This window comes from Methylicorpusculum oleiharenae (assembly GCF_009828925.2).
GTDB classification, from domain to species: Bacteria; Pseudomonadota; Gammaproteobacteria; order Methylococcales; family Methylomonadaceae; genus Methylicorpusculum; species Methylicorpusculum oleiharenae.
In genome coordinates, this window is record NZ_WUTY02000001.1 from 1022653 (window position 1) to 1041118 (window position 18466).

21 protein-coding genes are annotated in these 18466 nt (G+C 43.8%); 7 read left to right on the forward strand and 14 right to left on the reverse strand.

The genetic code is table 11. From position 1 onward, the window contains the following. Positions 1-176: 176 nt before the first annotated feature. A complete protein-coding gene (gene trxA / locus GO003_RS04790; protein ID WP_159659482.1) occupies positions 177-503 on the reverse strand; it encodes a thioredoxin TrxA in 327 nt (108 codons plus the stop codon). Positions 504-603: 100 nt separating this feature from the next. Here trxA and GO003_RS04795 point away from each other — a divergent pair, with 100 nt between their 5' ends. Continuing rightward, positions 604-1911 carry a DEAD/DEAH box helicase gene (locus GO003_RS04795; RefSeq protein ID WP_159659483.1) on the forward strand — a complete coding sequence of 436 codons (1308 nt, stop codon included), beginning with the start codon at positions 604-606 and terminating at the stop codon, positions 1909-1911. Here the strand turns inward: GO003_RS04795 and yrfG are convergent. Continuing rightward, a complete protein-coding gene (yrfG, locus tag GO003_RS04800) occupies positions 1871-2530 on the reverse strand; it encodes a GMP/IMP nucleotidase (protein ID WP_159659484.1) in 660 nt (219 codons plus the stop codon). The genes GO003_RS04795 and yrfG overlap by 41 nt on opposite strands. Before the next feature lie 44 nt (positions 2531-2574). Here yrfG and nudE point away from each other — a divergent pair, with 44 nt between their 5' ends. Then, complete coding sequence (gene nudE, locus GO003_RS04805) at positions 2575-3120, forward strand: ADP compounds hydrolase NudE (RefSeq protein WP_159659485.1); 546 nt, start codon at positions 2575-2577, stop codon at positions 3118-3120. Positions 3121-3140: 20 nt separating this feature from the next. Here the strand turns inward: nudE and GO003_RS04810 are convergent, their stop codons facing one another. Genes GO003_RS04810 through GO003_RS04835 form a run of 6 tightly spaced genes read right to left on the reverse strand, consistent with a single transcriptional unit; the run spans position 3141 to position 9980 of the window. Further along, positions 3141-4790: a BatD family protein gene (locus GO003_RS04810; RefSeq protein WP_231089174.1), complete on the reverse strand. Its 1650-nt coding sequence runs from the start codon at positions 4788-4790 to the stop codon at positions 3141-3143. A 54-nt stretch (positions 4791-4844) separates the two neighbouring features. Then, positions 4845-6656: a VWA domain-containing protein gene (locus tag GO003_RS04815; RefSeq protein ID WP_159659487.1), complete on the reverse strand. Its 1812-nt coding sequence runs from the start codon at positions 6654-6656 to the stop codon at positions 4845-4847. 2 nt (positions 6657-6658) lie between these two features. Then, positions 6659-7612: a vWA domain-containing protein gene (locus GO003_RS04820; RefSeq protein ID WP_159659488.1), complete on the reverse strand. Its 954-nt coding sequence runs from the start codon at positions 7610-7612 to the stop codon at positions 6659-6661. Beyond that, positions 7609-8085, reverse strand: coding sequence for a DUF4381 domain-containing protein (locus GO003_RS04825; RefSeq protein WP_159659489.1), 477 nt, complete (start codon positions 8083-8085; stop codon positions 7609-7611). Before GO003_RS04825 ends, GO003_RS04820 begins: the two co-directional genes overlap by 4 nt. Then, positions 8086-9000, reverse strand: a complete 915-nt coding sequence (locus tag GO003_RS04830; RefSeq protein WP_159659490.1) for a DUF58 domain-containing protein — start codon at positions 8998-9000, stop codon at positions 8086-8088. Further along, positions 9000-9980, reverse strand: a complete 981-nt coding sequence (locus GO003_RS04835) for an AAA family ATPase (protein ID WP_159659491.1) — start codon at positions 9978-9980, stop codon at positions 9000-9002. The genes GO003_RS04830 and GO003_RS04835 overlap by 1 nt, the downstream gene beginning before the upstream one ends. Positions 9981-10364: 384 nt before the next feature. Between GO003_RS04835 and GO003_RS04840 the strand changes: the two genes are divergently transcribed. From GO003_RS04840 to GO003_RS04860, 5 genes are all read left to right on the forward strand, one after another. Continuing rightward, positions 10365-11711, forward strand: a complete 1347-nt coding sequence (locus GO003_RS04840; RefSeq protein ID WP_159659492.1) for a POT family MFS transporter — start codon at positions 10365-10367, stop codon at positions 11709-11711. Between the two features lie 61 nt (positions 11712-11772). After that, positions 11773-12336: a DUF4124 domain-containing protein gene (locus GO003_RS04845; RefSeq protein WP_159659493.1), complete on the forward strand. Its 564-nt coding sequence runs from the start codon at positions 11773-11775 to the stop codon at positions 12334-12336. A gap of 28 nt (positions 12337-12364) precedes the next feature. After that, a complete protein-coding gene (locus tag GO003_RS04850) occupies positions 12365-13195 on the forward strand; it encodes an SDR family oxidoreductase (RefSeq protein ID WP_159659494.1) in 831 nt (276 codons plus the stop codon). Between the two features lie 2 nt (positions 13196-13197). Continuing rightward, positions 13198-13386, forward strand: coding sequence for a CPXCG motif-containing cysteine-rich protein (locus GO003_RS04855; RefSeq protein WP_159659495.1), 189 nt, complete (start codon positions 13198-13200; stop codon positions 13384-13386). Between the two features lie 301 nt (positions 13387-13687). Beyond that, positions 13688-14071 carry a hypothetical protein gene (locus tag GO003_RS04860; protein WP_159659496.1) on the forward strand — a complete coding sequence of 128 codons (384 nt, stop codon included), beginning with the start codon at positions 13688-13690 and terminating at the stop codon, positions 14069-14071. A 509-nt stretch (positions 14072-14580) separates the two neighbouring features. On the opposite strand, the gene GO003_RS04865 is transcribed toward GO003_RS04860, so the two are convergent. The 6 genes from GO003_RS04865 to GO003_RS04890 all read right to left on the reverse strand — a co-directional run bounded on the left by GO003_RS04865 (position 14581) and on the right by GO003_RS04890 (position 18465). After that, positions 14581-15021 (reverse strand): P27 family phage terminase small subunit, encoded by a 441-nt coding sequence (locus GO003_RS04865; RefSeq protein ID WP_159659497.1) that lies wholly within the window; start codon positions 15019-15021, stop codon positions 14581-14583. 141 nt (positions 15022-15162) lie between these two features. Further along, positions 15163-15453 (reverse strand): hypothetical protein, encoded by a 291-nt coding sequence (locus tag GO003_RS04870; RefSeq protein ID WP_159659498.1) that lies wholly within the window; start codon positions 15451-15453, stop codon positions 15163-15165. Next, positions 15431-15730 carry a hypothetical protein gene (locus GO003_RS04875; protein WP_159659499.1) on the reverse strand — a complete coding sequence of 100 codons (300 nt, stop codon included), beginning with the start codon at positions 15728-15730 and terminating at the stop codon, positions 15431-15433. Before GO003_RS04875 ends, GO003_RS04870 begins: the two co-directional genes overlap by 23 nt. After that, positions 15730-17337, reverse strand: coding sequence for a DUF3631 domain-containing protein (locus tag GO003_RS04880; RefSeq protein ID WP_159659500.1), 1608 nt, complete (start codon positions 17335-17337; stop codon positions 15730-15732). The genes GO003_RS04875 and GO003_RS04880 overlap by 1 nt, the downstream gene beginning before the upstream one ends. After that, the gene (locus tag GO003_RS04885) at positions 17337-18191 is read right to left on the reverse strand and encodes a toprim domain-containing protein (protein ID WP_159659501.1); all 855 of its coding nucleotides are present in this window, start codon (positions 18189-18191) and stop codon (positions 17337-17339) included. Before GO003_RS04885 ends, GO003_RS04880 begins: the two co-directional genes overlap by 1 nt. Then, on the reverse strand, positions 18184-18465 hold the full coding sequence (locus tag GO003_RS04890) for a helix-turn-helix domain-containing protein (protein ID WP_159659502.1): 282 nt from the start codon (positions 18463-18465) through the stop codon (positions 18184-18186). Before GO003_RS04890 ends, GO003_RS04885 begins: the two co-directional genes overlap by 8 nt. Position 18466: the final 1 nt, after the last annotated feature.

Below are 18466 nucleotides of genomic sequence, written 5' to 3' on the forward strand. Positions count from 1 at the left end.
GAAAGAAAGTAAATTACAGCAGAAAGCCGCAAGATCAAGAGAAAGGTGTTCAATTTTTGGAAAAAAATAATTCTTGAGGAACTGTTGGGATATGCTTGGAATGCACGCCGAGATTATACACTCCAGATAACCGGCCCGTCCAAATAAATTATGACGGGCCAGCAAGTATTTGGCGATTATATGTTTTTGTCGATGAAATCAGCGAGCTGAGATTTACTAAGTGCCCCAACTTTAGTGGCTTCCACTTCGCCGCCCTTAAATAACATTAAAGTTGGAATACCACGCACGCCATACCGTTGTGGTGTTTCAGGATTTTCATCAATGTTAATTTTGGCCACTGTCAATTTTCCGGCATATTCTTTGGAGATTTCATCCAGTACCGGAGCAATCATTCTGCAAGGTCCACACCATTCTGCCCAATAATCAACCAGTACCGGGCCGTCGGCTTTAATAACAGTTTCATCAAATTCAGCATCGGTTACATGCAGGACTGACTCACTCACACTCATCTCCAAAATTTGTAAAGACTAAACTATAGGAGGGAGTCAATCACTTTGTCAATGAATTTTAGCCACAGCCAATTTTAGGTTATGCTATGCGCCTATGAAAAAGACGCATCTAACCCAAACTCGATTCAGTAATCTTGAATTATCCGACTCTATCCTTAAAGGATTAAATGAAGCCGGTTTCGACTATTGCACGCCCATTCAGGATAAATCTTTGCCCTTGTCGCTTCGCGGCAAAGACATCGCAGGCCAGGCGCAGACCGGTACCGGTAAAACCGCGACCTTTCTACTCGCTACTTTCCAGCAGCTGATTAATGATGAAAACGAGACAATCAAGAACCCGCGCGCCGTTATTCTTGCTCCAACTCGGGAATTAGCGATTCAGATTCATAAAGATGCTTTGTTGCTGGGCAAATACCTGGATTTTAAATTTGCGCTGGTTTACGGGGGTACGGATTACCAGAAGCAACAGAATACATTGAAATCAAATGTCGACATAATAATTGGCACACCGGGCAGAATTATTGATTTCTATCGGCAAAATGTGTTCACTCTGGATCATGTTCAGGTCATGGTTCTGGATGAAGCCGATCGCATGCTTGATCTGGGTTTTATCAAGGATATTCGTTACCTGTTGAGACGCATGCCGGAAGCCGACAAGCGGCTTAATTTATTGTTTTCCGCAACGCTTTCTTACAAAGTGACGGAACTGGCTTACGAACATATGAACCAGCCCGTATTAATCAAAATAGAATCGGAAGAGGTAACGTCCTCGGCAATCAAGCAAAGTGCTTACTGTCCGTCTAACGAGCAAAAAATTCCTTTGTTGATTGGAATTTTGAATAAATATAAACCGCAACGCAGCATTATTTTCGTCAACACCAAGCGATGTGCTGAACAACTCGATGATTATTTGAATGTTAACGGGTATAAAACAGCGGTTCTCAGTGGGGATGTGCCCCAGGAAAAGCGTCAACGCTTACTGGGTGATTTTCAGGACAATAAACTTCAACTACTGATCGCGACCGATGTCGCTGCACGCGGCTTGCATATCACCGATGTCTCTCATGTCATCAACTACGATCTGCCCCAGGATGCTGAAGATTATGTGCATCGCATAGGCCGTACCGCGCGTTTTGGCGCAAGCGGCGAAGCCATCAGCTTTATATGCGAAGAGTATGCGTACTCCATGCCTGACATTGAAACGTTTATCAACCAAAAAGTTCCCGTCAGTCCAATCACCGCTGAATTATTAGCCGAGATCGTCAAGCCGGAACGAAAGCCCCGTCCACATAATCCAAAAACGCGTGATTTTAAAAATGATAAGCGGGAACCCGCCAAGCGAAGATTCAGCCCCGAGCCTCCTAACAAAGGCCCTGCATTAAAACCCGAAAATCCTCAATAGACTGAAACCCATCGTTTTTTTTGCTGGGCCGGGTGCTGTCCGGTTTACTGACAGAAATTAAATGCCGTATACCGTATTGCCTGGCCGAATTTAAAACGGCCAGGCTGTCATCCACCAACAAGGTTCGTTCTTTATCAAAAGGTTGCCTGCGCTGCAGTGATGGCCAGAAACCGGGATGCTCTTTGGGAATTCCGAAATCATGCGAACTGATAATTTCATCGAAAAAAGGCTGCAGACAGGTTTTTTCCATTTTTAAACCCAAGCTCCCCCTATGAGCATTAGTCACCAATATTACTTTTTTTGACGAATTACTTACCTTTTCCAAAAACTCGATCACATGCGGCAACACCTCTATTAATCCTGCAATTTCCGCTTTTAAACCGGTAATATCCAATTCCAGCACTTCACTCCAATAATCCAGGCAGTACCATTCTATTTTTCCTTCCATGCTTTTAAAGCGGGGCTCAAGCTGATGCTTTGCAGTTTCAACAGAAATGCCAGCCTTTTCAGAAAACTTTTGAGGGACGAATTCTTGCCAAAAATGGTTATCAAAATTCAGATCCAGCAAAGTACCGTCCATATCCAATAAAATGGTATCAATTTTGTTCCATTCGATCATAAGAGTAAGATATATTCAAAATATTGAAATTCTGTTGAACAATCATGCCAAAAAAGCCGACACTTCTAAACAGTTGTATTCTAGCGCAAACGCGCTTGTTCCGGATTGAATCACTGGACCTTATTTTTAGCAACGGGGAGCAGCGCAACTATGAGCGACTGGCACGCGGTGGCACCGATGCCGCCGTTTTAATTGTGCCCATGATTGATAAGGAAACTGTTTTGTTGATCCGAGAATATGCAGCTGGCGTTCACCGGTATGAATTAGGTTTACCTAAGGGCAAAGCTGATCCGGGCGAAACGTTTATGGAAGCCGCAAACCGCGAGCTTAAAGAAGAAATCGGCTTTGGTGCACGTCATTTACACCACTTAACCTCTTTCTCCCTAGCCCCCTCTTATCTGGAGCATATGACAGAAATCCTTGTCGCGCAGGATCTTTACCATGAAAAACTCGTGGGCGATGAACCCGAAGAGCTTGAAGTCGTCCCCTGGAATATTAATGATATAAGCGGCTTGGTTGCTACCGGGGAATGCACCGAAGCACGGTCAATCGCGGCACTTTATCTGGCTTTAAATTACCTTAAAAATTAGTTTTGACTCAAGCATCAGTCTCATAATCGATAAAGGGGTTCCAAACCGGTATCTTTCTCTACCTTTAATTGTTTTCGCGCCTGGTTTTCTGAAAAGGCCTGAAATAAGCGCTTGCCAACCCATATCACATCCTCTTTGCCGTACAGGCAACGGTTTAAAGTGTCAATTTCATCCCTGAGTCTGGCATCGCAAAAAGAAGCCAGTTGACCCAAACTGGACGCTTGAAACTTAATTCGCCCCCAAACCAAAAGAGCCTCTTTTGCTGCCTGAGGATCATTTTCAGCACAGGCTTTCTTCAATGCTTTTATTGATTCTCGCTCGGAAGCCGTTTTAACATCAACTTCCGGTAAGCTATCGACTGGCTCAGGCTTACGCTTGATTAATAAATAAGCCAAAGTTGAAAGCCATGCCAAGCCAAAAAACAGCGCCAGCCACATCCAGTAAGAAGATTGCACCTCGGACGGCACCTGAGCCGGCTTAGACGATTCTATGGAATTCGCTATGGTTTCTTCCGTCCTGGGTGGGGCATCTTGAGTCTGCGAACCTGATGCCGAAAGAACCGTTATAACAGCGGCTGGAATCTTCGTAACTTCCAACTTTCCTGTATTAATGTTGAACCAGGGAATCTCTATTGCCGGCAGTTCAAATGTGCCTTGTTTCGACGGTATAAATGCTATTTTCTCCTCCCTAAAGGCAATCATGCCTTCCGGTTTTTTTTCTTCCCGTAAAACGGGTTGATCCGGATAAGTTTTTACACTTTCTTGATCGATTGCATTATTAAGCTCTGGTAATTGGCCTACTGCCGCGCCTTTGGCCAGCAGCGTTAACGTGCGCGTAACCGGCTCACCGACTTTCATTTGGCTGATGTCACCCGACCATGATTGACTCAAACTGACTGCTTCTGCAGGCAACCAATGCTGACCTTTTAAGTTCTGGGGGAGGGGCTGCACGTCCAACGTGACGGCTTTAGACGAGACGCGTTTTGTTTTTGTAATTTGCCGGGAAAAAAAGCCATTAAACCGGGGTCTGCCCGTGACAAGAACTTCAGCATCCAGCGTCAATGGCTTGATGGTAATGACTCCGCTTTTTTGCGGAAAAATAGCGTATCTGCGTTCAGTCACCGTATAGTCAACACCATTGATCTGGGTGCTGTAATTACTGTCTTCCCCCATTTTTTCGATAACAGCATCTTCCATTTCCGGCTCATTCAACCGGGCTTGAGCGATATCGACTCTGCGGTAAAAGCGCAAGGTATACAGCACTTGTGATTGAACATAAGGTTTTTCGGGCGTTGCTTCCACTTCAAGAAAGATCTCATCATCACCCGGAACGGATCTGGCAATTGTTTTGTCATTGACTGTCAGAGGAAACGGCCCGGTTTTATCATTTCCAAAAGAAATGGCCGGTATGACCAACTCTCCTGCACTTTTCGCTAAGACATCCACTTTCCATTGAATTTTTTTGCTGAACTGTCCATTGATGATTGATGTGCTGCTGCTTTGGCTTTGTCCCAAAATCTCAAAATCGGTCTCCAATGGAGAAAAATCCGGCCGTCCATCCGGCGATTCATTGGCTGTAAACAATAATTGGAAGGATTCGTTGAGAGTGACAGGATTGCGATCGACAGAAACCTCAATTTCTTCGGCAAAGGCCGTACTGATTAAACCCATCAACAACGTTATAACCCAACATCCATTCCTACGTGTCTTTGCTAGAAACATAACTTACCACTCATCTTTATTAACGGGTTGTCTGCCACGTTGACCGTATTGATATTTAAACTTACGCTTAAGTAAACCGGATGGATCATCTGGAATTCTTTTTAACCACTGTTCATTAGCCAACTCTGCTTCATCTTTCGCAGCACCTTCCTCTGCCGGTTTTGCGGCTGATGGTTTTTCATCCGGCTTTGTCTGACCTTCGTTCTGTTTCGATTCAGATTGAGGCTCTTCATTGGCTTTTTTATTTTGCTGCTCTTTATTTTTCTGCTCAGAATCCGAAGGCTGTTGCTCTTGTTCGCTTTTTTGTTGTTCTTCCTGCTGTTTTGAATCTGGGGATGGGGATTTATCTTCAGCGTTTTCAGAAGAATCTTCGTTTTTATCCGGCTTGGATTCTTTTTCGGAGTCTTGTTGCTTGTCGTCTTTATTGTCTTGCTGATCCTGCGGCTGGTTCTGCTGTTGTTCCTTTGCTTTTTCTACAAGTTCCTTGTTATGTTTGGCGTCTTCATGATCTGGTTTACGCTTAAGGACTTCTTCATAGGCTTTAATAGCCTCATCAAAACGTCCCAGTCTGGCTAGCGCATTACCCTTGTTGTATAAACCGTTCAGCTCATTCGTATCTTTTAAAGATTCCAGCGCTTGTTCGTATTGTCCGGCACGGTAATGCGCCGCCGCTTTCCAGTCAGATTGATCAAACTGACTGGCTGCTGCATCGTATTGTTGATTTTGAAATGCCTGCTGGGCTTGCTGATCTTTGGTTTTCCACAAATCCTGCCACTCGAATGCTTCGCTTGTTCCAGGCCAAGGCAACATAAATACCAGGCAGATACTGAGTAAGCCTTTTCTAAAGCTCAGCGCGGCTAATGGTAAAATCAACATCAGCAGATAAGGCCCCATTTCCCGCCACTGATCGAGCATCAAATCAGATTTCTGTGCCGTTTCGTTCTGTAAGCGGCTGTCAAAAAAAGCAAGAAGCCGGTCGCTGTCGCTATCATTTGCAGTCATGGTTTCGTAAATACCGCTGCCTTGTTTGGCTAGACTGGCTAAATCGGCAGCATTTAATTGTGGAACAATGAGCGTGCCTTGATTATCTTTTAAAAAGCCGCCGTCAGGCGCTTTGATCGGGGCTCCGTCGGCAGTTCCCACACCTAAAACGGACAATTTATAGGAACCCAGTGCTGCTTTGACCGCTGAAAATTGAGCGGTATCGACTTCATCAGTAACCAATAACACATGACCTTGCTGCAATCCCGCCTGATTAAGTAAAGCTACTGCATCTTTTGCGGCGATATCCGCACGGCTGCCTTGCTCCGGCATAATATCGGTCGTTAATGCAGACAGCTGACTGGCTATATTGTTTGTATCATTCGTTAAAGGTGTCACGGTAAATGCATCGCCTGCGTAAACCAGCAAGGCTGTTTGTCCGTCCTTGCGCCGGTTCAGGATATCTGCAATTTTAAAACGAGCCCGGATGAGTCGGCTGGGCGTTATATCATTTGCATCCATTGATCGTGATATATCCAAAGCTATCACTAGCGCTGAATCATTCCTGAATACCGGTGACGGCATTCTTTCCCAAGTCGGCCCAGCCAGTGCAACTACAGCAAGAAAACCGGCTAAAGCACCTGCCAAGAGAGGAATTCGGCTGCTTTGTAACGGTTTATCTTTCAAAATAAAAGGCAAAAGCGCTTCATCGCATACGGATGTCCAATTTCCTTTCGCCAATTTCCGTTTGATAACACCTATCAAAATCGCGAACCACGGCAGCAATGCCAATAACCACAGCGGTCTAATAAAGTGAAATTCCGACAGCCACATACTCACCTCAATCGCAGACCCAACAAACCTGCTGCAAGAAATAAAGCCATTGCCAAAGGCCAGTAAAATAACTCAGTTCGGGGCCTAAAGTATTGCTTATCCTTTTCCACCGGTTCCAGTTGATCGAGTACTTTATAAATGGTATCCAGCTCTTCTGTATTTCTGGCCCGAAAATACTGACCGCCGGTGATTTCGGCAATATCAGCCAGCAGTTTTTCATCCATTGGAAATTGAGACCGGTAATAAGGGTGATTAGATCCTATTCCGACCGTATATATCTTTAATTGACTGGCAGCGGCCAATTCTGCTGCCTTCAAAGGTGGAACTTGGCTAGAGGTATCGACGCCATCAGTTAACAAGATCAACACCCGGCTATCGGCTTGTTCATTGGACAGTTTTTTGACGGCCAAACCTATGGCATCGCCTATGGATGTGTTGGGATCATCCTCGGTGATGCCTATAAAGGATTCATCCAATAATGTTTTTACGGTATTTCTGTCAAAAGTCAGCGGTGTTTGTAAAAAAGCGCGTGTACCAAACAAAATCAATCCGACCCGGTCACCAACCCGTCGGTTGATAAACTCACCGACCACCCACTTGGTTGCGGTTAATCGGTCCAATCTGTTTTTATTGACGATAAAATCATCGGCCAACATACTGCCGGAAACATCGACCGCCAACATCAGATCACGACCGCTTACGCCTTGCTCAATGGGCTCTCCAAGCCATTGGGGACGGGCTGATGCAATCACCAGCAGCACCCAGGCAATGACGGCCCATAACAAATGCCATTTTGCGGGTTGCATCGGTCCATGCAAACTTTCATCTGCAAAATCAGATAGAAAAGGAATCTTTAATGCGGCTTGTTCTGCGGGTTGAACAGGCGGCAATAGCCAACGCATGATAAAAGGTAAAGGCATGCTCAACAGCATCCAGGGCCATTCAAAATCGATCATTTTTTTCGTTTTGCCTGCACTTTCAGCCACTGTTGACACAGCAGTATTAACTGGTTGATATCAACATTAATGGATGTTTTATTTTGATAAGGTGTGTTGATCAAACATTGACCAATACCTTGAGTGAAAGGTTTATCCTTCATACCCTGATCCAGAAAGTCTAGCCAGGCTTGCCCGGTTAAGCCGGCAATATTTTGCCTTGGCGCTACACTGACTGCGACTCTGCGCAATAAAATTGAAATATCCCTTAGTTTGTCCACTTCATTTTTAGCGGCATCCTGTTTTATCTCCGTTAGTATTCTTTTTGCTGATTTTATCGCAGTCGATCGCGTGATATACCTCATCAGCTTAACAAGCAATAAAATCATAAGCGGTATCAAAATTACCAACAGCCACCAACCCAATGCAGGAGGCCACCAGCCTATAGCATCGGGTAAATGAATATCTTTAAGCGGTAATTGGGCTGATTCCATTTAACGTAAACTCTGAACCGGATCGTCCGTCGTGCTGCACTGAATTAAAGTCATCGCCCATTTCTTGGCTAAGTTTTCAAGATGCCGGCTGTGATCAATAAATCTTTTATGGTAGTTTACAACGCGCTGTTTATCCGACGTATCAATTACGACTTCATTTATTTCATCGGTCAGTCTGTAGCGACCTTGCCGCGGCAGATCACGTTCCAATGTATCGTAAACAAACACAAGCACGACATCGCAATGCCGGGTTAATCGTCTCAGGTGATTTTCTGCATTTTGATTTAGACCCCTGAAATCACTGATGATATAGATCAGGCTGCCCGGCCGGGTATGATGATTTAATCGGGTGAGCGCTTTTTCAAGAGTAAATTCACTGAGTTCGTTTTTTACCGGCTTGATTAACTCATGAAACAAACGTAAGACTCCATGGCGTCCGCTTTGGGGTTTGATGTCGACGCACCGGTTATCCTCAAATAATTGCCCGCCAATCTTATCGCCTTGCTGTTGCGCTGCCCAGGCAATCAACGCTGCCAAACGCGCGGCTTGTACCGATTTAAACACACCCCGTGTCGCAAAACGCATGGTTGCCCTGAAATCAACTGACACAAAAACCGGCTTCTCACGCTCTTCCCTGAACAATTTAGTATGAGTTTTCCCTGTCCGGGCAGTCACTCGCCAGTCAATGCTGCGAATATCATCTCCCGGTTGATAAAGCCGTGTTTCATCAAATTCCATACCCCGGCCTTTAAACCTTGAAACATAACCACCGCTCTGCAGTGAACGAATAGATGCATGATGCAACCTTAGAACACCGGCCGACTGAGACAAATTGATCAGGTTTTTCAGTTGTACACTCACTCGATCATCACTCGCTGGTGCCTGCTGAGATGATTTTTTTTCTTTAAAAAACATTACGGTACAGCAATTCTGGCGATCAATTCTTTAATGATATGATCGGCTGTAACGCCTTCAGCTTCGGCTTCATAAGACAGAATAAGCCGATGGCGTAAAACATCAAAAGCAATGTCCTGAATATCCTCAGGACCCACAAAATCCCGCTGATCAAGCCAAGCTTTTGCTCTTGCGCAACGATCCAGTGCAATGCTGGCCCTTGGACTGGCGCCATACTGCAGCCATCCGGCCAAATCACTGCCATAAACACCCGGATTACGGGTAGCCAAAACAATTTGTAATAAATAGTCTTCAAGATTATCAGCCATGAATATATCGAGCACTTCCTTGCGCGCCTGAAATAGTATCTGTTGGGTTACCGGTTGGATGGCTGTTTTTTTTGCATCCAGCGCTTGACCCGCCTCTTTTCTGGCTAAATGCAGAATACTTTTTTCATGTTCAGACTGTGGATAATCAATTTTGATATGCAACAAAAATCTATCCAGCTGTGCTTCAGGCAAAGGATAAGTGCCTTCCTGCTCAATTGGATTTTGAGTTGCCATCACCATGAATAATGAAGGTAAGGCATAGGTTGCACCACCCACCGTAATCTGCCGTTCAGCCATTGCTTCAAGCAATGCAGCCTGAACTTTGGCGGGCGCCCGGTTGATCTCATCGGCCAAAATTAAGTTATGAAATAACGGACCTCTTTGAAATTCAAATGTACCTTGCTGTGGCCGGTAAATTTCAGTACCTGTCAAATCGGCAGGTAATAAATCAGGCGTAAACTGAACACGGTGAAAATCGCCTTCAACCCCTCGACTTAATACATTTATGGCTCTGGTTTTTGCCAAACCCGGAGCACCTTCGACCAATATGTGACCATCAGCCAGCAAGGCAATCAACATTCTTTCAACCAAAACTTCCTGACCAATAATCTCCTGGTTAATAAAGTGCTTGAGTTTTAGCAACGCTGCTTGATTTGTATTTTCCTCAGTCATATTCCACGTTATCCAATTGTTTAATCCGGCACAGTCATTTTGCGGTCTTCTATCCCGCCGCAACGATATACCATAAAACGGCTTAAAGGTTCATTATTTTAACGGTATGCAGGTTTCATCGATAGCGAGTAACTTTGTGGGTAACAGGTGTTCATTCCTGTTGACAAATGTGTATAAGTTTTAAATTTTTTGTTATCCACAATCCAGTCACATATAAAACAGTTTTCACCAACAAGTTATGCGAACATCTAATCTGTTGATAGAAATAAGCTAAAAGCGCTTATACACAGAAAAAGCGGTTGCTAATAGTAATAAGTTCTTTAAAAGATTTCATAGTGTTATTGTTATTACAAAAGACAAATCAAGCCAAACGGTGACATTTTGATGGCTAAATATTTAATAAAACCCGAATCCATAAGGACAATGCCATCGGGAATTCCTTATATCATTGCCAATGAAGCGGCTGAACGTTTCAGTTACTACGGAATGCGGGCAATTCTGGTTGTGTTCATGACTCAATATTTACTCGATGCATCCGATCAACCTGATGTGCTGAGTGAACAGGAGGCCCAAGCCTATTTTCATTTGTTTGTATCGGCTGTTTATTTCATGCCACTTTTAGGAGCTGTGTTGGCGGATGGCCTGTTAGGGAAATATCGAACAATTCTTTTTTTGTCAGTTGTTTATTGTTTTGGGCATTTGGCTTTGGCTTTTGATCACACGCTTTTTGGAATGTTACTGGGTCAGGGATTGATTGCTATCGGTGCAGGCGGAATTAAACCTTGTGTTTCAGCGCATGTAGGGGATCAATTCAGCTCAAGTAACAGCTATTTGATTAATAAAACATTCGGATGGTTTTATTTTTCCATTAACCTGGGCGCTTTTGCTTCGATGCTGATAATCCCGTGGTTATTGAAAACCTATGGACCATCATGGGCCTTTGGACTACCCGGTATTGTGATGGGAGCGGCAACGGTCATCTTTTGGTCAGGCCGATTCCGGTTCGTCCATATTCCTCCAGCTGGCGTTTCTTTTTTAAAGGATGTTTTTAGTCCTCAAGGCCGTAAAACACTTATCAAGCTGTTTCCGGTCTATTTATTTATCGCAGTGTTTTGGGCTTTATTCGAGCAGATTGGATCTTCCTGGGTGCTGCAAGCCCAAAAAATGGATCGCCACCTTCTGGGGATAGAGTTGTTACCGTCCCAAATCCAGGCGGCTAATCCATTATTAATCATGATTCTGGTACCGCTTTTCAACTATTACTTCTATCCCTTCATGAGCCGTTTCATTCGTTTGTCTGCCATGACAAAAATCAAGTTGGGGCTTTTTTTTACAACAGCTGCATTCTCAATTCCTGCAGTACTGCAAATGCAGATTGATACTGGTTTGCAGCCCTCAATCGGTTGGCAATTATTGGCCTATTGTTTATTGACCGCAGCAGAGGTAATGGTATCGGTTACCTGTTTGGAGTTTTCTTACACACAGGCACCAAATTCCATGAAATCTTTTATTATGGCTTTTTATTCCCTCTCTATTGCCGTAGGTAATCTATTTACGAGCGCCGTTAATTTTTTTATCAGTAATCCCAGCGTGAGCAATTATTTGGAAGGTGCAAACTATTTTTGGTTTTTCACCGCACTGATGTTGTTAACGTCAGTGACATTTATGCTTTACAACAGCAAGTATGAAGAAACATCTTTTTATCAAGGCGGGCAAAAGTTACGAGACTAGCTTATAATTGGTCCATTAATTTTAGAAATTCATTCTATTACTGGCTAACGAGATTACATCAATGCGATTCACTGTTCTGATTCTAGGAATCATATGCTCGAATCTTTGTGAAGCGGGTGCTTACAAGTGTGTTGATGAGAACGGTAAAACGGCTTATCAGTCCAAACCTTGCGCTAATAGCCAAAATGCGGTAGAGATAAATTTTAAAACCGGCGCGTCCATTGATAAAAATACCGAAAAATCTAAACAGGCTGAACTTCAGGAATCACAGGAACTTGAGGAAATTGAGCGTCAGCAAAAAAAACAGCAGTTACTGATTGAAGCCAAAATTGAGAGTGAAGCAAATCAGCAATTAATCAGGGATAATCCCGATAAATATTCAGCTTACGCTATCCCGCCTTATGATTCGGACAATCTGCCTGATTTGGTTAAAAAATTTGAAACCCGTTTAAATGATGTAGAAAAGTTAAGAAGGCTGGCTGCTGAAAAAGTCTTAAGCACAGGACAATGTGCACGAGTTGAATCTTCTGAATTAAACATCAAAAGTACATTAGAAAAACTGGTTATTTTAGTGGACTGCAGCACGGGAAGAGGCATCTTTTTAACTGAAGATGAATTGAAATAAATTGTCTATCTTTGATTACCCGCTTTAGATGAATGACAAAAAAACAATTCTGATTACTGGGTGCTCGACTGGAATTGGTTATACAACAGCCACCCAACTGAAGATGCGCGGTCATCGTGTTTTTACCTCAGCAAGAAAACAAGAGGATGTGGATCGATTGATTCAGGAGGGCTTTGAATCAGTCAGACTGGATTTGGCAGACAGTCGAAGTATTCAGGAAGCGATAGATCAAATCATTGTTTTGACTAATGGAAAGCTGGATGCATTATTCAATAACGGTGCATTTGGCCAACCTGGCGCAGTAGAAGATTTATCACGAGAAGTATTACGAGAGCAATTTGAAACGAATTTGTTTGGTACGCATGAATTGACTAATCGTGTAATCCCGCTCATGCGTCAACAGAACTCAGGAAGAATTATCTACAACAGTTCAGTATTAGGGCTTGTCGCTATGACTTATAGGGGAGCCTATAATGCCAGCAAATTTGCCTTGGAAGGTCTAGCCGATACTTTAAGATTAGAGCTTCACGGAACTGGAATCCATTTATCGATAATTGAACCCGGTCCGATTCTGAGCGATTTTAGAAAGAACGCTTTCATTCTCTACAAAAAAAATATCAATATTTCAAAGAGTTTCCATCAAAAAACGTACTTAAAAATGGAAACTAGATTGCAAAAAGAAGGGCCTGCTGTTCCCTTTACTTTGCCTGCTGAAGCTGTTTCTGAAAAAGTGATACACGCTCTTGAATCTAAAAGACCTAAACTCCGTTATTATGTGACTTTTCCTACCTATCTATTTGCATTTTTGAAACGCGTTTTGCCAATTAGCTGGCTTGATGCATTACTTAGAAAAGTCTAAGCATGTCTTTGTTAGATGAATGTTTAATTGACTGTCCGCATTGCGGTGAAAATATTTCCATTCTTATCGATACTTCCGTTGATTATCAGGATTATTATGAAGATTGCCCGGTTTGCTGCTCGCCAATCTTATTGTTGATCAGTTGTAACGGTGATAGTGTCGATGTTGTTATAAAAAGCGATAATGAATAAAAACCCTATTTTATTCGGTTGTTATTAATTACGTCTGTGTTAGAATCGGCGCGGAATGTAAGTGGATTTGCTTCTTATAATTACTATGCGGTACCCAGCATATTCTTTACATTTTCCTAATAAACGAACTCTCGCATTCTACCTGGGTTTTAGATTAAGTTCGGCCATGACCCGTGTGGATGGAATTTAATCGACTGATGCAAGAATGTTCGGCGGTGGGCGGCATGCCCTGTGGAAGTGTCAGGCTGCATAACTGCTAAAAATAATCTCTTTTAAATAAATTATGAGGATAAATAAAAAAATGAAAAATTATAAAAAATTAGTGCTTTCTTTAGCAATCGCCTGTTCAATGGGCGCAGTATCAACAGCTGTCATGGCAGAAGCGGACGCTGGAAGAATTACCTATGCACCTGGTAAAGCTATTGATCTGACTCTTGAAAAAATCAAAGCTGCTATTACTGCAGCTGAAGCGAGTGATGCTCCTGCTGTTACCGAACTCACTAAAGAAGCAATTGATATGAGCAAGGAAATCAACGCTAATGATAAAGTGGATGTCGCTCGTTCACGTGCAAACCTTCACCTCAAAAAAGCTCGCTCAGCGGGCAAAGTTGATGATATAAAAGGTGCTAAAGAACATCTTGAAATGGCATTAAAAGCATTTCAAGACTTAAAAGGCATGCTTTAAGTCATAAAATATCGGGACGTTTTTTTCAGACGTCCCGATTTCTTCTGAAAGTTATGTTTCCCGCTTACTTGCCTATACATTAAGTGAAGAGTTTAAAAATAACAATAATAAACAATAACTTACTCGTCATTTACTTATTCTTGAGTGTAATATAGGTGTAAAAGCCGCCCCATTGCAGAACTCAGCCGCCAAATATCACCACCACGCCACGACAATTAAAAAGCAATGCCAACGTGTAGGTCTGCTCTCGCTTAAAGCTGGGTTTCACTGAATTTCGGACAAAAAAAAGCCGGGGTATGATCCCGGCCTTAATGTGGTTAGAGATTCTTAGAATGGAATATCACTATCAAAGTCGTCATTGGTGCAATCTGTGCGCTCGGCATTTTCAAAATCAATAGCCGCAAAGATTAGGCCGCCCCAAAATCCCAGCTCAACAAATTCATAATCTCGCCCATCAAGCCTATTGGCGACTATGTGCGCATCATCGATTATTTACTAAATCTTGCACATCACAGCGCATCAAAGCCGTCATCTTCTTCAGGCTCAACAACCTTTAGATTTTTAACGCTTCCGGGTGTCATGCCAAACTTGGATGATAAGGCTTGCCATTTTCGGTAGTCGTCGTTGTATTGCATGGCCTCCGGTTTCAACTTTCTTTGCTCTCCATGCCTGCCCTCTGTCACGTAAAACCAACCTGTTTTATTCAATTCGCGCCGGATGTTTATGATTCTGACTCGCAAGCAACAATACTCTGCAAATGCCTCGGAATATTGCTCAGTTAGTCGCCCGGTAAAACTGGCTAACGGTGCAAGCCTGTCCCATATAGCGCCCTCTTCAGCATCTAGCCAGTCGGGTTTTAATCTTTCGGCTGTTTCAATATCCTCTTGATTGACTGTTAACGGTATAAACAGTTTTTCTTGCCTCAATTGGCGTGGTGTTTTTCTAATCATTTTCAATAACCTCTTGGTTTTTTACTATGGCGAAATTGCCAGAAAAGTTAAGCCTTGCATGAGAAAGCTTTCGGGCGTGGTCAGGATAAAACAACTCTTTGATTTTTTACCCTGGTAGGGGGGGTATAGCCCCTGTCATTCTCAAATCGGACACGCGTGTCCGTTTTTAATCTTTCCATCGTGTAACGATTTAATCTTGTTCATCAGCAAATTAATCTCTGCCGTGACGCTGGTTGATAATTCAGAACCATCATGCTTATCTGGATGACAAAGCAATCGAATCTTTTTTAGTAGGTCAACCTCAATATGCACACCGTCTTTCTTGAAAGAATCGCCAGACTTTGAAATCGCATAACAGCGTCTACAAATTACTTGCCACTTGCCAGCCTGGTTAAACGTCCTGCCGCAATCAGGGCAAATCTTGCGCTTCATGCGTAACCTTTGGCCTGGGGTTTACTCTCGCCAACCAAAGAGCATGCTCCGGGCTATCGGCCTTTACTCTCAGCAAATCACCGTTTGGCGTGAAGCAATCAACCCATAAATCTAATTCACTGGTTTCTCGTTGCAGCTCTTCAATGATTGCCGCTTTATGCTCTTTCAGATAACTACGCTGTTCATCTGATAGCTTTTCTTTTGGAGCGAGCCCTATAAGGCCATCCACCAAAGTAACGCTAAAACCCTCTTTTCTGATTTTGGATAATGCGCTCATCAAAAAAACTCCATTTCGTCATACGCTTCATTGCTCTGTGGGGGTGTTTTATCCGTGACAACGTGACAACCCGCGCCGTTCGTGGCTTGGGGTGTCGCGGATAGATTTTCATATCCGTGCTGTCGCGTTTTATCCGTGACATTCTGGTTATCCGTGACATTTTCAACTTGTCGCGTTGTCGCGGATAAGTCGGGATGTCGCGCGACAGGTTTTCTATCCGTGACACTGTAAGCCGCGTCATTCGTGGAGTGTCGCGTTGTCACGCTTGAAAAGGGGGGGTCGGCTAACGTAACGCTGTTGCCATGGACGTAACGGCTAAATGCTTCTTCAAATTGTGCCTTGTAATATCCTTTCTTATGGTCACATCCGATTCTAATATCTTTAGACTTAATCCCGTAGCCATTGAGCCGAGTTGAAACTTGTCGTGGTGATATCGGTTTTCCACGGTTATAAGTCGACCAAGATTTTTCATCATCAGCGCAAAGAGACGCTATCAAGTCACAAGTAAATATCTTATCGATAAGCTGTATTTCAAATATCTCTTCAATATCGGATAGCAATTCCACGCCAACGCTAGGTGATGTTTCCGTCTCTGAAAGTTGAATAGCTGCTCTTTTTGCTAGTTCAGGCCAGCGCCCACCAGCAACCTGAGCAATCGCTAGTAATGGCTCCCAGTTATCCTGCGCTCTATCATTCAGTTGCGGTGGTAAGTGTGGACGTGCCGCTTTAACTTTATCGCTGTAGTCATTCGAAAAACGAACCAGTTTTGCCGCCAGTGTCTTGAATAATGAATCTGTTGCATGGCGTAACCTGCTTACATTCTCGCCCGGTAGCTTGCGCCTTAATTCCAGAATTACAGCCCGATCCATAATGGTACCTGGTAGATGACCAATTCCTGATATCGCCTTTGCCCCCCACACATTAAAAATTGTAGGCTCATGATTATCGCCAACAGTGCGGATAATGAACGCGCTGTCCCGGGTGTGTCCGCAATTAATAATCCCTCGAAGCTCTTCGTTATCCTTCATAAACGCATCAGCTTCATCAATCAATAAAGTTGGCCCCCATTTCTCAATAGAGCGAAACAGTGCAGCCGGTGAGATGTTTGATGCAACCAACGGCTTATCAGCCAGCTTGCCTATGAGGGTAAGAAGTTGAGATTTTCCACAGCGCTTTTCAGGTGCCGTGATAACGGCTAACGGTGCTACGTGTATGACTTCAATAAAGTGTGTCATTGCAATCCATAACGTTGCTGCCGTTGCCGTTTCAGGTGGACAAACAATAAATCTCTTGATGCAATCTGAGACTTCAGTCAATAAAGCGTCCGGGTTTATCGAATCAGGCCACGCGTCAACGCTCTCAATCTGCATCGTGTTGGTTGACTCGTCCGCTTTTTGTGAGCCTTTAATCAGTCTGTCTAGCATCGCCGCTCTGATACCAAGTTTTGCGGCCTCTTCAGCCCTTACGCGCTCATATTCAATAGGTGTGAGTGCCGATAATCGCTTTATGGCCTGGTCGTCACTTTCTTTAGTGGCATCATCAGTGTCGTTTGGCTTTTCAGCTTTCGAGAAATCAATAACATCATCTGTTTGTGGCGCTTCATCCATTAGATACGCCCCGCATTGATTTCATCGTTAAAGTCATGTCCAGCCGTATCAGGTAGCAGATACAGGCCATTACAAGCCAGTGCAGCATCATGAGCGGCTTTTTGCCCAACTCCGGATAGATCGTTATCGCCGCAAATAACTATTTCAGAATCAGGAAAAAGCTTTCTGATTTCGACCGCAACCGGTGCAAGGTTTCCAGCATCAAGAGCGATAAAGACTTGATGACCTGTTGACTCATTCAGACTTGCTCCGGTCGCCCAACCTTCACAAATCAATATCCTTTCGGCAGTGCCTCGGATAACAGCAAAACAGCCTTTTTTTCTGCCACCTGCTAAGAATCGCTTGCCTCCAGTAGGTGAAATGAATTGCAGGTTTACCAGTGACTTGTTAGGTGCGTAAATCGGGATAATCAGCGTATTGTCACGCCCCAATCGTGCACTATGTGGTTGAATCTGTTTTTTTACCAAATAGGTTTTGCTTGCTGTTGCTGCCGGAGCTGATTGCCAAATAGTATTGGCCTTGATTGCTGCATCACGATGTTTTGAAACTTCTAACGCCTGCCGTGATTGCTCATCAATCAATCGCTTTTTGGTGAGCTGTTGTTTCTGAAACTCGCTTAAAGGCATATAGCCGCCCGCCGCCTTCCAAGTTTGTTTGACTCCGGTTTTGAAATCTTGGAAAAAGCCAGCCGGTTTACTGTCCAAATGCAGGACATAAGCGCCGTTTAATTTTGAATCTATTTTGAATCGGTGCAAATTACCATCTGCAACAATGTTTGTTGGCGGCTCGATGCCAAACTCTTGCATTGCATTTTTGAATTGCTCGATGATGTCGCCATGTATGAAACTATTCATCAGAGCCCCCATCAAGCAAAACATACATTGCAATTCGGTGGTTATTTTCGGTCGTCCAGTGCGTGACAATGTTAAAGCCTTGCTGTCTCAGCTCTAAAATTCTCGGAGCCGGTGACATGATGTCGAGACGCTGCCTTGCTTGTATCGTAGTGATTGGACGTTGGCGCAACCATTCTAAAAGTCGTTGCCGCTGACTCGCTGCGTCTGTAGAATGTTTTCTGCCTGTTGTTGTGCTGCCCACGTTTGCCGCGTGGGTGGTGCCTATTCTCTCCATG